At 67.9% G+C, this 13,199-nt stretch carries 10 protein-coding genes and 2 pseudogenes; 10 read left to right on the top strand and 2 right to left on the bottom strand.

The annotated features are described in order from the left end of the window. The first annotated feature begins 192 nt into the window (after positions 1-192). The 6 genes and pseudogenes from L6444_RS17195 to L6444_RS17170 all read left to right on the top strand — a co-directional run bounded on the left by L6444_RS17195 (position 193) and on the right by L6444_RS17170 (position 6,840). Positions 193-930 carry a GntR family transcriptional regulator gene (locus L6444_RS17195; protein ID WP_236976084.1) on the top strand — a complete coding sequence of 246 codons (738 nt, stop codon included), beginning with the start codon at positions 193-195 and terminating at the stop codon, positions 928-930. After that, complete coding sequence (locus tag L6444_RS17190) at positions 927-1,157, top strand: 4Fe-4S dicluster domain-containing protein (protein WP_236976082.1); 231 nt, start codon at positions 927-929, stop codon at positions 1,155-1,157. The genes L6444_RS17195 and L6444_RS17190 overlap by 4 nt, the downstream gene beginning before the upstream one ends. An 8-nt stretch (positions 1,158-1,165) precedes the next feature. Continuing rightward, complete coding sequence (locus L6444_RS17185; RefSeq protein WP_236976080.1) at positions 1,166-2,551, top strand: ABC transporter substrate-binding protein; 1,386 nt, start codon at positions 1,166-1,168, stop codon at positions 2,549-2,551. Beyond that, complete coding sequence (locus L6444_RS17180; protein WP_236976074.1) at positions 2,548-3,402, top strand: ABC transporter permease; 855 nt, start codon at positions 2,548-2,550, stop codon at positions 3,400-3,402. The genes L6444_RS17185 and L6444_RS17180 overlap by 4 nt, the downstream gene beginning before the upstream one ends. Beyond that, positions 3,399-4,151 (top strand): ABC transporter ATP-binding protein, encoded by a 753-nt coding sequence (locus L6444_RS17175; protein ID WP_236976072.1) that lies wholly within the window; start codon positions 3,399-3,401, stop codon positions 4,149-4,151. Before L6444_RS17180 ends, L6444_RS17175 begins: the two co-directional genes overlap by 4 nt. Next, positions 4,148-6,840, top strand: a pseudogene (locus L6444_RS17170) (fumarate reductase/succinate dehydrogenase flavoprotein subunit). The gene L6444_RS17175 and the pseudogene L6444_RS17170 overlap by 4 nt, the downstream one beginning before the upstream one ends. 51 nt (positions 6,841-6,891) lie before the next feature. On the opposite strand, the gene L6444_RS17165 reads toward L6444_RS17170, so the two are convergent. Both L6444_RS17165 and L6444_RS30695 read right to left on the bottom strand, forming a co-directional pair. Then, positions 6,892-8,097: a serine hydrolase domain-containing protein gene (locus L6444_RS17165; protein WP_236976070.1), complete on the bottom strand. Its 1,206-nt coding sequence runs from the start codon at positions 8,095-8,097 to the stop codon at positions 6,892-6,894. Between the two features lie 344 nt (positions 8,098-8,441). Then, positions 8,442-8,726, bottom strand: coding sequence for a hypothetical protein (locus L6444_RS30695; RefSeq protein WP_289624953.1), 285 nt, complete (start codon positions 8,724-8,726; stop codon positions 8,442-8,444). A gap of 22 nt (positions 8,727-8,748) precedes the next feature. Between L6444_RS30695 and L6444_RS17160 the strand changes: the two genes are divergently transcribed. The 4 genes and pseudogenes from L6444_RS17160 (at position 8,749) to L6444_RS17145 (ending at position 13,195) form a co-directional block, all read left to right on the top strand. Next, complete coding sequence (locus L6444_RS17160; protein ID WP_289624952.1) at positions 8,749-9,324, top strand: LppX_LprAFG lipoprotein; 576 nt, start codon at positions 8,749-8,751, stop codon at positions 9,322-9,324. A 232-nt stretch (positions 9,325-9,556) separates the two neighbouring features. Beyond that, on the top strand, positions 9,557-11,032 hold the full coding sequence (locus L6444_RS17155) for a cytochrome b5 domain-containing protein (RefSeq protein ID WP_236976062.1): 1,476 nt from the start codon (positions 9,557-9,559) through the stop codon (positions 11,030-11,032). After that, entirely contained in the window at positions 11,029-12,216 is a 1,188-nt protein-coding gene (locus tag L6444_RS17150; RefSeq protein WP_236976061.1) for a type III polyketide synthase, read from the top strand. The genes L6444_RS17155 and L6444_RS17150 overlap by 4 nt, the downstream gene beginning before the upstream one ends. Then, positions 12,213-13,195 (top strand): annotated as a pseudogene (locus tag L6444_RS17145) (sulfotransferase domain-containing protein). The gene L6444_RS17150 and the pseudogene L6444_RS17145 overlap by 4 nt, the downstream one beginning before the upstream one ends. Positions 13,196-13,199 lie beyond the last annotated feature (4 nt).

Here is a 13,199-nt window from a genome sequence, read left to right as displayed (position 1 = left end):
CGCGCGGCCGTTACGCTCACCGGGATCGGAAGTTGCCGCGGACGCCTCGGGTGGCGCAATAGCCCACTGATCCGCGGTTTTCGCTGGTCGCAGCCGACCGGCCCGAACCGTGGCCTGGCGCATTGGTCGGTGCCGCCACCGACCCGCTCCGAGTGTCCAGAATGGGCCGCTGACCTGCATTAGCGTGACGGCGTGGCCGAAGCAGTACCGATCCAGGGAGCCCGGGCCGACCGGGCCCGGCGCACCGCCGACGTGTTGCGTCAGCAGATCCACGCCGGCGCCTACGCCGACGGCTTGCCGGCGGAGAGCGAACTGGCCGCCGAATTCCTGGTGTCGCGCAACACCATTCGCGAGGCGCTCGGCGTACTGAAGAACGAAGGGCTGATCGAACGCGGACCCAAAGTGGGAACCCATGTCGCGCAACGGAAGTACGCGCACGGCCTGGATGCGCTGCTGGGGCTCAAGGAAACCTTCAGGAACGACGGCGAAGTGCGCAACGAAGTCCGCGTCGCGATGTCGGTGGTGGCCCCGCCGTCGGTGGCCCACCGACTGCGGCTGGAACCCGGCGCGCAGGCGGTGTTCGTCGAACGGTTGCGTTTCCTGGGCAATCTGCCGCTCAGCCTCGACCTGACCTACCTGGCGCCCGATATCGGCGCCGAGGTACTCAAGCATCGGCTGGAGACCGACGACATCTTCGCGCTCATCGAGCAGGTCAGCGGCCAGGTTCTGGGTTCGGCGACGCTGGCGCTGGAAGCCATTCCCGCCGACGCCCATTCGGCGGCCACCCTGCAGGTGCCCGACGGGGCGCCGCTGCTCATGCTCGAGCGGCTCACCAGCCTCGACGACGGCCGGCCGGTCGACCTGGAGTACATCCGGATGCGCGGTGACCGAATCACCATGCGCGGCAATCTGATTAGGAGCAAGCCTTGACACTGGTCAGCAACAACCGCGCCGACGTGCCGGTCACCATCGACGAGTCGCTGTGCATCGACGGTTGCACGCTGTGCGTCGAGGTCTGCCCGCTGGACGCGCTGGCGATCAACCCCGACACCGGCAAAGCGTTCATGCACGTCGACGAATGCTGGTACTGCGGGCCGTGCGCGGCCCGCTGTCCGACCGGCGCCGTCACCGTCAACATGCCCTATCTACTCCGCTAGGACCGACCATGAAACTCCGCGCCGCCCTTATGTCGGTGGTGATCGTGGCGGCGACCCTGAGTTCGGGCTGCTCATTGGAGTCGATGGCCGATTCCGCCGGGGTGGTCAACGTCGTCGTCGGCTACCAGTCCAAGACCATCAACACCGTCACCGCCGGCACCTTGCTGCGCGCCCAGGGCTACCTGGAGCACCGGCTGGCCGACATCACCGCCCGCACCGGAACCCGATACGCGGTGCGCTGGCAGGACTACGACACCGGCGCCCCGATCACCGCGCAGATGCTGGCCGAGAAGATCGACATCGGCTCGATGGGGGACTACCCCCTGCTGATCAACGGTTCCAAGACGCAGGCCAACCCCCGCGCGCGTACCGAGCTGGTCTCGGTCACCGGGTACAACCCCAAGGGCGCACTGAACATGGTTGTGGTGAAGCCTGATTCGGCTGCCACCACGCTTGCCGATTTGTCCGGCACGAAGGTGTCGGCCTCGGTGGGTTCGGCCGGCCACGGCACCTTGGTGCGAGCCCTGGCCAAGGACAACGTATCCGGAGTCGACGTGCTCAACCAGCAGCCGCAGGTGGGTGCCTCGGCCCTGGAATCCGGTCAGGTGCAAGCGCTTTCACAGTTCGTCGCGTGGCCGGGGCTGCTGGTCTACCAGAACAAGGGCAAATTGCTCTACGACGGGGCCGAACTGGATGTGCCGACCCTGCACGGTGTGGTGGCGCGGCGGGCCTACGCCGGCGCCCACCCCGAAGTGCTGGCGGCGTTCCTGCAGGCGCAACTGGACGCCACCGACTTCCTCAACACCAGGCCGCTGGAGGCCGCCCGCATCGTCGCCGAGGCCAGCGGGCTGCCACAGGAAGTGGTGTACCTCTACAACGGGCCCGGCGGTACCTCCTTCGACGCCACGCTGAAGCCGTCGTTGGTGGAGGCGCTCAAAGGCGATGTCCCGTACCTGAAGTCGATCGGCGATTTCGCCGACGTCGACATCGACGGTTTCGTGCAGGAGGAGCCGCTGCGTGCGGTGTTCGGCGCGCGCGGACTGGATTACGCGGCGGTGCGCCGGCGCACCACCAACCCGTCGGCTCTTGGCGGGGATCCCGCGCTGGCCAGTGAACTGTGGCTGGACGGCGCCGCCGCGACGCAGCCGGTGGCCAGTCCGACCGCCCTGTTGCAGGCGGTCCGGGATGCGACCGCCCGCGGCGCGAAAGTGCGCGCCGCCTACGTGCCCGACGCCGAGCTGGGCACCCGCTGGTTCGCCGACAAGGCGGTCTGGGTGCGCGACGGTGCCGTCTACCGCCCGTTCGGCACGGTGGCCGGGGCGCGGCGTTACCTGGCCGCGCACCCGGGCGCGGTGACGGTGAATTATCAACAGGCACTGGGAGGTTCGCTATGACGGCCGAGTTGACCGACAGGGTGGTCGGGGCGGTCCCCGCCCCGGTCTTCGTGACGCTACGACGGACGCGCTCGCCGTGGCGGTCGCGGCTGCTGCGGCTGGCGTCGGTGCTCGCGGCGGTCGGGTTGTGGCAGCTGCTCACCGCCGGCAAGGTGCGGTTCTGGCTGCGGTTCGACACGCTGCCGACCGTCACCGAGATCACCCATGCGGCGAACCGCCGGCTGCAAACCTACGAGTACTGGCTGGATTTGGCGCAGTCCCTGCTGCGCATCCTGACCGGGTTCGGCATCGCCGCGGTGATCGGTGTCGCGACCGGGGTGCTGCTCGGGCGTTCGAAGTTGTTCGCCGACACCATCGGCCCGTTGACCGAGCTGGCCCGGCCCATCCCCGCTATCGCGATGGTGCCGGTGGCGATCCTGCTCTTTCCCACCGACGAAGCCGGGATCGTGTTCATCACGTTCCTGGCCGCCTTTTTCCCGATCATGGTCAGCACCCGTCACGCCGTGCGGGCGCTGCCCACGCTGTGGGAGGACTCGGTGCGCACCTTGGGCGGCCGGCGCTGGGAGGTGCTGACCCAGGTGGTGCTGCCCGGCATCCTGCCCGGCGTGTTCGGCGGCCTGTCGGTGGGCATGGGGGTGGCGTGGATCTGTGTGATCTCCGCGGAGATGATCTCCGGCCGGCTGGGGGTCGGATACCGCACCTGGCAGGACTACACGGTGCTGGCCTATCCGCAGGTGTTCGTCGGGATCATCACGATCGGCGTCCTCGGCTTCGTCACGGCCGCGGCAGTGGAACTTCTCGGCCGGCGGGTGACGCGCTGGCTACCGCGCGCGCAGGAGGAGCAAAGATGACCCCGACGAGCCACGCGATGAGCCTGGAACTCGATCGAGTTCGATTGTCCTACACCGGAGAACCGGTCATCGACGGGCTGAGCCTGGTGGTGCGTCCGGGTGAGATCCTGGTGCTCACCGGACCGTCGGGTTGCGGCAAGTCCACCGTGCTGCGGGCGGTGGCGGGGTTGCTGCGGCCCGACGCCGGCCGGGTGCTGGCCGACGGCGTCGAGGTCACCACCACCTCGGGTGACCGCGGCATGGTGTTTCAGGACAACGCGCTGTTGCCCTGGCGCAGTGTGCGATCCAACATCGAACTCGCGCTGCGGCTGCGTGGTGTGCCGCGGGCCGGGCGGCGTGCGCAGGCCGAAAGGTGGATCGCCGAACTCGGGCTCGGCGGCTTCGGCGACTACCTGCCCAAGAGCCTGTCCGGCGGCATGCGGCAGCGCGTCCAGCTGGCCCGAGGTCTGGCCGGCGCGCCGCGGGCGGTGATGATGGACGAGCCGTTCGGCGCGCTGGACACCCAAACCCGTTCCGCCATGCAGAGATTGCTGATCGACACCTGGAGTTCCCATCCCACCACCGTGGTGTTCGTCACCCACGACGTGGACGAGGCGCTGTTGCTGGGTGATCGAATCGCGGTGCTGGGCAAGGCCGGACAACCGCTGCGCGCGGTCATCGATGTGCCCGAGCCGCGCGTCGACACGCCCCGTCCGGCGCTGCGTGCCGAGATCATCGCCGCGCTCGATCATTCGGTGGTGGCGGCATGATGCAGATCCCGGACGTGCAACCGCAGGTGCGGCTGGATTGTGACGTGCTGGTGATCGGTGGCGGCACCGCGGGCACCATGGCGGCGCTGACCGCGGCCGAGCACGGCGCCCAGGTGCTGCTGTTGGAGAAGGCGCATGTGCGGCACTCGGGCGCGTTGGCGATGGGCATGGACGGGGTGAACAACGCCGTCATCCCCGGCAAGGCCGAACCGGAGGACTACGTCGCCGAGATCACCCGGGCCAACGACGGAATCGTCAACCAGCGCACCGTATATCAGACCGCCACCCGCGGCTTCGCCATGGTGCAGCGGCTGGAACGTTACGGGGTCAAGTTCGAAAAGGACTCCCATGGCGAGTATGCGGTGCGCCGGGTGCACCGCTCGGGCTCCTATGTGCTGCCGATGCCCGAGGGCAAGGACGTCAAGAAGGCCTTGTACCGGGTGCTGCGGCAGCGCTCCATGCGGGAGAAGATCCGCATCGAGAACCGCCTGATGCCGGTCCGGGTCCTGGTCGCCGACGGCCGGGCCGTCGGCGCCGCCGCGTTGCACACCCGCACCGGCGAATTCGTCGCCGTCGGCGCCAAGGCGGTGATCCTGGCGACGGGTGCGTGCGGCCGGCTGGGTCTGCCCGCCTCGGGGTATTTGTACGGCACCTACGAGAACCCGACCAACGCCGGGGACGGCTACTCGATGGCCTATCACGCCGGCGCCGAGCTGTCCGGCATCGAGTGCTTCCAGGTCAACCCGCTGATCAAGGACTACAACGGCCCGGCCTGCGCGTACGTGGCCAACCCGTTCGGCGGGTACCAGGTCAACGCCGACGGAGAACGGTTCGTCGACTCCGACTACTGGTCGGGGCAGATGATGGCCGAGGTGAAATCCGAGATCGACTCCGCCCGCGGACCCATCTACCTGAAGGTGTCACACCTGCCCGACGAGACGCTGACCGCGCTGGAGAACATCCTGCACACCACCGAACGGCCCACCCGCGGCACGTTCCACGCGAACCGCGGCCACGACTACCGCACCCACGACATCGAGATGCATATCTCAGAAATCGGTTTGTGCAGTGGGCATTCCGCATCCGGGGTGTGGGTCGACGAGCATGCCCGCACCACGGTGCCGGGCCTGTACGCCGCCGGTGACCTGGCGTGCGTGCCGCACAACTACATGATCGGGGCGTTCGTCTTCGGCGATCTGGCCGGTGCCGATGCTGCCTCGTCCGTTTTGGAAGTTGCTGCACCACAACAACTCCCGTCCGAACAATTGCGAGAGGCGCACGAGTTGATCTACCGCCCGTTGCGCCATCCGGACGGGCCGCCGCAACCGCAGGTGGAGTACAAGCTGCGGCGCTTCGTCAACGACTATGTGGCGCCGCCGAAGTCGGCGGCCAAGCTGTCCATCGCGGTGCGCACCTTCGAGCGGATGCGCGACGAGATCGCCGCCATGGGTGCGCGCACCCCGCACGAGCTGATGCGCGCCGTCGAGGTGTCATTCATCCGCGACTGCGCCGAGATGGCCGCCCGGTCCTCGCTGACCCGGACCGAATCACGCTGGGGCCTCTACCATGACCGCGCCGACCTGCCCGGCCGCGACGACAGCCAGTGGGGCTATCACCTCAACCTGTGCAAGGGTCCCGGCGGGGACATGCTGTTCCGCAAGCGGCCGGTGGCGCCGTATTTCGTGTCGGTGCCCGAACTCGACGGCCTGCCGCCGGCCGACCAGCGGGAGCTCGACGTGCAGGAGCCCGCGCTGGTCGGCGGGCAGGCGCCGGCGACCACCCGGTCGCGGATCACCGCGGCGCCCGCGGTGGAGCCGCCCTCGCCGCGCATCGCCGCGGTGCTGGCGCTCGACGAGCCCACCACCGAAACGCTTGCCGACTACCTCACCGACCCCGATCCCGGGTGCGGCGCACCGCGGTGGCCACGCTGACCGAGCACACGCCCGACGGCTACGGACCAGCGCTGCTGGCCGCGCTGGACGACGCCGACGCTTCGGTGCGCCGCACCGCCGCCGAGGGAGTCCGGGAGCTGGTCGAGGTGCTGCCCGACCCGGCGCAGGCCCGTGGTCACCTGGATTCGCCCGACCGGGTGGTGCGGGCGGCCGCAGTCTATCTGTTGGCCGCGCGGCGCGCCGGTGAGCCGGACTTGTACCGCCGGGCCCTCGCCGACGACGATCACCGGGTGCGCATCGAGGCGGTGCACGCACTGGTGTCGGTGGACGACGCCGCCGGGGTGATCGCCGCCACCGGCGACGAGAACCGCGAGGTCCGCATCGCCGCGGCCGCCGGCCTGGCGACGCTGCGCGACTGCCCCGACACCGGCCGGGCCGCAGGCCGGCTGATCGCCGACCCCGACCCGCTGGTGCGCGCCGCGGCCTTGACCGCCATCGGCAAAATCGGTTGTAGCACAGAAGATTTGGGGCAGGTCGAGCAGGCCCTGCGGGCACCGGCCTGGCAGGTCCGCGAAGGCACGGCGCGGGCCCTGGCGGGGGCCGGCGCCGAGTTCGCGGTGCCGCGGCTGGCAGATGCATTGGGCGACGCGCATCTGGACGTCCGAAAAGCGGCCGTGCTCAGCCTGACTCGCTGGTCCGACCAGAGCGCCGCCCGGCATGCGCTGGGTATCGCGCTGAAGGACAACGACGCCGACGTGCGCGCCTACGCCCGGTTGGCGCTGGACATGGCCGGATAGTCGGACAGCATCGCCGGTGACTCGGCCATGGCTCCAGCCTCAAAGCTTTCCCTACAGCCCCAGCGCGCGGTAGGTGTGCCGGACGAACCGCGGTTGGGCGGTGCGCAGCCGGGCCAGGGTCGGGTTGCCCGCTACCGCGGCGGCGGCGTTGACGGTCAGGTCGGGGCAGTACTGGATCAGGTACATCAGGATCAGGTCCGCGCTGGGGTCGGCCTGCCACCACGTCCCGTAGGCGCCCGGCCAGCTGAACGTGCCCACGCCGCCGGGCCCGAACAGCGGGGTGGCCTTGGCCGGATCGGTCACCACCGACAGGTTCAGCCCGAACCCGCGGCCCACCCAATACGGCGAGCCGAGGAAGTGGTGCCGCTTCTGCTCCTCGGTCAGCCGGTCGGTGCGCATCAACCGCACCGATTCCGGGGACAGCACCCGCACGCCGTCGATTGACCCGTCGCCGAGCAGCATCCGGATGAACCGCAGGTAGTCGTCGGCGGTGGACCACAGCCCGCCGCCGGCGTTGCAGAACGACGGCGGCTTGACCTGCGGTGGTCCCATCACGTCGTGACGCAACTGGTCGTTTTCGTCGTGCCGGTACATGGTGGCCGCGCGGGAGCGCGCCCCGGGCGCTACGAAGAACCCAGTGTCGGGCATGCCCACCGGACCGAGCACGCGCTCGTCGAAAACCTCGTAGAGCGGCTTGCCCTCGATGCGGGACAGAATGACGCCCAGCACGTCGATGGCGTGGCTGTAGGTCACCTTTTCACCGGGTTGGTGGACCAGCGGCAGCGCGGCGAGTTCGGCGAGCCAGACGTCGGAACCCTGGTTGAACGGCAGTCGTAGGTAGGACCGGCCGATCGGGCCGCCCACCGAGAACCCGTAGGCCAGCCCGCTGGTGTGGGTGAGCAGATCCTCGATCAGGATCGGCCGCCGGGCGGGATGCGTTCGGTCCAGCGGGCCGTGTGGGTCGTCGAGCACCCTGGGATCGGCGAGTTCCGGTGCCCACCGCGCGACCGGATCGCGCAGAGTCAGTTTGCCCTCGTCGACCAGGCTCATCACGGCCGCCACGGTGACGGGTTTGGTCATCGAGGCGATACGAAACAGCGTGTCGCGCTGCATCGGTAGCCCCGCCTCGACATCGCGGTAGCCGATTTCGTTGACTTGCAACACTTCTCCACGCTGCCAGACCACCGTCACCGCTCCGGAGAGCAGACCGGCGTCACAGACCTCGCGGATGGTTGCCTGATTGCCGTCGAGATTCACCCGGGTAGGTTAGCCGCCCGGTCCGTCGAGGCGACGCGCGCGCCGACAAATTGGCGGCTCCGCAAAGAGCGCGCCGGGCGGCCCTCGGGCCGGTCAGTTACTTCTGCGAAACCGTTTGCACCATCGCAGCCGCATGTTACTGTCGCGCTCTCCGGCAATTGTGATCTGGGGAACACGCTGTGAGGGCGGCGACGTGCTGTTGACGGTGTCGTCGCCGGTGAACCAGGGTGCGGGGTGTGCAGTCACCGAGACCCGCGACCATGGCCGGTGCCTGGGTTTCCAGGCTCCGGCATACCGTACGACGAGGGCGGCGGCCCGCCGCTCGCTACCACTGGTTGGTTAACTCAGCAAAGGCTGGCCATGAATGGCTTGATCTCACAAGCGCAAATTTCCCAACGACGTGTTTCCTGCCGATCCTGGACCCGGCCGTCAGTCGCGATTGTGTTCGCCGCGGCCGTTGTCGCGACGGTCATCACCGGATGTGGAAACAAGAATTCGACCGCCACGTCCTCGACATCGGCGACTTCCGGATCCGCGGCCTCATCGGCGACCTCCGGGGCCAGCTCCGGTTCGTCGGCGGCTCCCTCGCCGGAGGCGCAGCAGTTGCTGCAGGACAGCTCCAAGGCCACCACCGGGTTGCACTCTCTGCACGTGAACCTGCAGACCGCCGACATCAACACCTTGCCGATGGAGTCGGTCAACGCCGACGTCACCAACCAGCCGCAGGAACTCGGGGGGCAAGCCGTCGGTGACGCCATGATCCGGCTGCAACCACAGGCACCCGCGGTGCCCAAGCAGTTCGTGGTCACCAAGAAGACGATGTACACCAAGGACGACACCGGAAAGTACACCTCGGCCGGGCCGGCGGACAAGATCTACGACCCCGGTGTGGTGCTGGACAAGGACAGGGGAATCGGCTCCGTGATCGCCAAGGTCCAGAGTCCGCAGATCGCCGGTAACGAGAACATCGACGGGGTGGCCACCATCAAGGTGACCGGGACGATCGACCCGGCTGTCGTCGACCCGCTGGTGCCGCAGATCGGCAAGGACGCCAAGGGTCCGCTGCCGATCACCCTCTACATCGTCGACGCGAAGGCGCCGGGCGCTCCGGGCAATCCGCCGAGTGCCTACCTGGTGCGGATGGTGCTCGACAAGGACAAGGGTCACGTCACCATCACGCTGTCCAATTGGGGAGCGCCGGTGACCATCCCCAACCCGCAGGGATAACGGGCTCGTTCGGGTAGGGAACCGACCCGGATGTGCGGCACTGCATTGCGGCCGCCGGACTCCGGGTCGGTTCTCGTCCGCAGTTCGTCTCCAGTGATGCGCAGGATCCCAGCGTGCAGCCATTGAGAATTCTCCAAGGCTCCATCAAGGCCGAGCTTGCACTATTTGGGCCAACTCGCCGGAAAGCCCGGCGCGCAGCCGATTTCACTCGACCAGACCTGGAGGACCAGCAATGACCAACGACGTCCCGGAGGTTCAGGAGCGCGGGACCGACCCGCGCCCCGGTCCTCCGCCGGGCGGGGAACCCCCGGTGTTGCCCGATGTCTGGGTGTACAACGGGCGGGCCTACGACCTGAGCGACTGGATCGACAAGCATCCCGGGGGTGCCTTCTTCATCGGGCGCACCAAGAACCGTGACATCACAGCGATCATCGCGTCCTATCACCGCGATCCGACGGTGGTCGAACGCATTCTGGAGCGCCGCTACTCGCTGGGCCGGGAAGCCACTCCGCGCGACATCCATCCCAAGCACAACGCCCCGCCGTTTTTGTTCAAACCAGACTTCGACAGCCGGCGCGACACCCCGCACTACCGGTTCGACAACCAAGAAGACCTGATGCACCGGGTCAAGGCGCGGCTGACCGAGCCGGCGCTGGCGGCGCGAATCAAGTTGATGGACCGGCTTTTCAACGTTGTCGCCGTGCTGTTGGCGATCGGCTACTTCGGTGTGCAGGGGCTGCGCCTGGTCGAGCCGCGGTGGATGCCGTTGTGGGCCTTTGTGTTTGCGATGGTCGTGTTGCGCAGTTCGCTAGTCGGCTACGGCCACTACGCTCTGCACCGTGCGCAGCGCGGCCTGAACCGGGTGTTCGTCAACTCCTTCGACCTCAATTACATCGCGCTGGCGCTGGTGGTCGCCGACGGTCACACGCTGCTGCACCACCCGTACACCCAGAGCGCGGTGGACATCAAGAAGAACGTGTTCACCATGATGATGGGGTTGCCCAGGCTGTATCGGGTGCCCGTGCACACGGTCCACAAGCTCGGCCACACGGTGACGGGCATGGCGGTGCGGATCGCCGACGTCTGGAACATGACCCGCAAGGTGGGAGTCGAAGAGGGCTACGGCAGCTGGCGCAACGCGTTACCGCACTTCCTCGGGTCGTCCGGGGTGCGGTTGCTGCTGGTGACCGAGATGGTGGTGTTCCTGGCCGTCGGCGACTTCTGGGCCTGGGCATTGCAATTCGTCGCGACGCTGTGGGTCAGCACCTTCATGGTGGTGGCCAGTCACGAGTTCGAGGACCAGGACTCGGCAACCGAAGCAGCAGGGGAGGATTGGGGGGTCGACCAGCTCGAGCACGCCCACGATCTGAAGGTGATCGGCAACCGCTACGTCGACTGCTTCCTGTCGGCCGGCCTGAGCTCGCACCGCGTGCACCACGTATTGCCGTTCCAGCGAAGCGGTTTCGCCAACATCGTGACTGAGGACGTGTTGCGCGAAGAGTCGGCGAGGTCCGGAGTGGAATGGTTGCCGCCGAAGAGTTTCCTCACCGATCGGCTGCCCACGCTCTGCTGCACTTACCTGTTGTCGCCGTCGCGTCCGGCCCGGGAACGCAACTGGGGTCTGCTGCGTGAGCACCTCTCGCCCACGGCGTTCAAGGACAGCGTCAACTACGTGGTCGCCGGCTTCGTCGGAATCGGGTCGGTATGAGCACCCGGGAGGGCGGTGTGGTGTTGCCCGCCGAAGAAGTCGACGAGATCGGCCTGGCGCAGCTGCCGCCGGCGCCGCCTACCACGGTCGCGGTCATCGAAGGCATCGCGACGGGCGGGCCGCAGCGCACGGTCGGGCAGGCCGACGCCGCCGCGCGGGTCGCCGAGCTTTTCGACGATCCCGAACAGCGGCAACGGATTCCGCGGATATACCAGAAGACGCGGATCGACACCCGCCAGATGGCGGTGGACCCGCTGAACCCCGAATTCGGCGCATTCCGGCGTGACCCTGCGACGATCCGGGACCGGATGAACATGTTTTTCGACCACGCGGTTCCGCTGGCGGTGGACGTGAGCAGACGAGCGTTGGCCGACTTACCCTACGGGGCCGACGAGATCGGGTTGCTGGTGTTCGTCACCAGCACCGGGTTCATCGCGCCGGGTGTCGACGTCGCGGTTGTCAAGGAACTCGGCTTGTCGCGGTCCATTTCGCGGGTGGTGGTCAACTTCATGGGTTGTGCCGCCGCGATGAACGCCGTGCGCATCGCTGCCACCTACGTGCGGGCCCATCCGAGCATGAAGGCGCTGGTGGTGTGCATCGAATTATGTTCGGTGAATGCAGTTTTCGCCGACGATATCAACGACGTGGTGATCCACAGCCTGTTCGGTGACGGTTGTGGCGCGCTGGTGATCGGCGCCAGCCAGGTGCGACAGCTGCTTCCGCAGGGCAGCGTGGTGATCCGCAGCAGCTTCACCCAACTGCTCGACGGCGCCGAGGACGGCATCGTGCTCGGCGTCAACCACAACGGCATCACCTGCGAGTTGTCGGAGAACCTGCCCGACTACATCTATCGCGGTGTCGAACCCGTGGTGGCAGAAGTGTTGCGGGACAACGGGTTGGCTAAGTCCGACATCGATCTGTGGGCGATCCATCCCGGCGGCCCCAAGATCATCGAGCAGTCGGTGCGTTCCTTGGGCATCGCCGCCGAACGCGCGGCGCAGAGCTGGGAGGTGCTGGCCAGGTTCGGCAACATGCTCAGCGTGTCGCTGATCTTCGTGCTGGAATCGATGGTGCGGCAAGCGGAATCGGCCAAACCTATCTCCACGGGCGTGGCGTTCGCGTTCGCGCCGGGCGTCACCGTGGAAGGCATCCTGTTCGACATCATCCGGGAGTCCTCGATATGAGCACCGCTGTGAACCGCGTGCCGTACCGGTCGTTGATGAGCGACAACACGCGATGGGACGCTCTGGAACTGCGGCCCGGCGACATCATCATCACCACGCCGTCGAAATGCGGCATGACCTGGATGCAGCGGTTGGTCTCCCTGCTGGTGTTCGACGGTCCGGATCTGCCGGGGCCGTTGTCGACGGTGTCGCCGTGGTTCGATCAGACGATCCGGCCGGTCCAGGAGGTTGCCGCGGTGCTGGAGGCGCAGCGGCACCGGCGCTTCATCAAGACGCACACCCCGCTGGACGGCCTCGTCCTTGACGACCGGGTGACGTATATCTGCGTCGGCCGCGATCCGCGCGATGCCGCGGTGTCGATGCTGCACCAGACCACCAACATGGACCGGGACCGGGTGCGTGAGCTGTATGACGCCGCGGCCCCGGCGACCGGCCGCCCGGGCCGGCCCGGATCGGGTGCCCGAGCCCGGGCACGGGCCGCGTGGGCCGGTGGCGGAATTCCGCGACTGGATGGAAGGCCCGGCGCACCCGCCGCCGGGGGGTCGGCTTGGCGCCGCCCCGGGGCATCGGCACGCTGGCCAACATCCTCGACCAGTTCGGAAAGTCCTGGGAACGCCGCCACGCGCCCAACGTCGCGCTGTTCCACTATGCGGACTTGCAGGCCGACCTGGTGGGCGAGCTGCTTCTGCTGGCGTCGACGCTGGGCATCGACCTCACCCGTGAGCGCGCGCAGGAGTTGGCCGCGTATGCCTCGCTGGATGCGATGCGTTCGCGGGCCAGCGAGATCGCGCCGAATACCACCGACGGCATCTGGCGCAGCGACGAACGCTTCTTCCGGCGCGGCGGGAGCGGGGAGTGGCAGCAGTACTTCGGTTTCCACGAAACGCGCCGCTACAACCACCGCATCAACCAGTTGGCGCCGCCGGATCTGCTGGCTTGGGCGCACGAGGGACGCCGGGGGTGTGACCCCACCGGCTAGCGGG

Source organism: Mycobacterium kiyosense (assembly GCA_021654635.1).
In the GTDB taxonomy this organism is placed as follows: domain Bacteria; phylum Actinomycetota; class Actinomycetes; order Mycobacteriales; family Mycobacteriaceae; genus Mycobacterium; species Mycobacterium kiyosense.
The sequence above is the reverse complement of the archived record's forward strand: the minus strand, read 5'-3'. Positions and strand labels throughout refer to the sequence as shown.

Coding starts and splice junctions, on each gene's coding strand:
- L6444_RS17180 (WP_236976074.1), top strand. CDS start 2,548: ATGACGGCCGAGTTGACCGACAGGGTGGTCGGGGCGGTCCCCGCCCCG.
- L6444_RS17185 (WP_236976080.1), top strand. CDS start 1,166: ATGAAACTCCGCGCCGCCCTTATGTCGGTGGTGATCGTGGCGGCGACC.
- L6444_RS17150 (WP_236976061.1), top strand. CDS start 11,029: ATGAGCACCCGGGAGGGCGGTGTGGTGTTGCCCGCCGAAGAAGTCGAC.
- L6444_RS17175 (WP_236976072.1), top strand. CDS start 3,399: ATGACCCCGACGAGCCACGCGATGAGCCTGGAACTCGATCGAGTTCGA.
- L6444_RS17155 (WP_236976062.1), top strand. CDS start 9,557: ATGACCAACGACGTCCCGGAGGTTCAGGAGCGCGGGACCGACCCGCGC.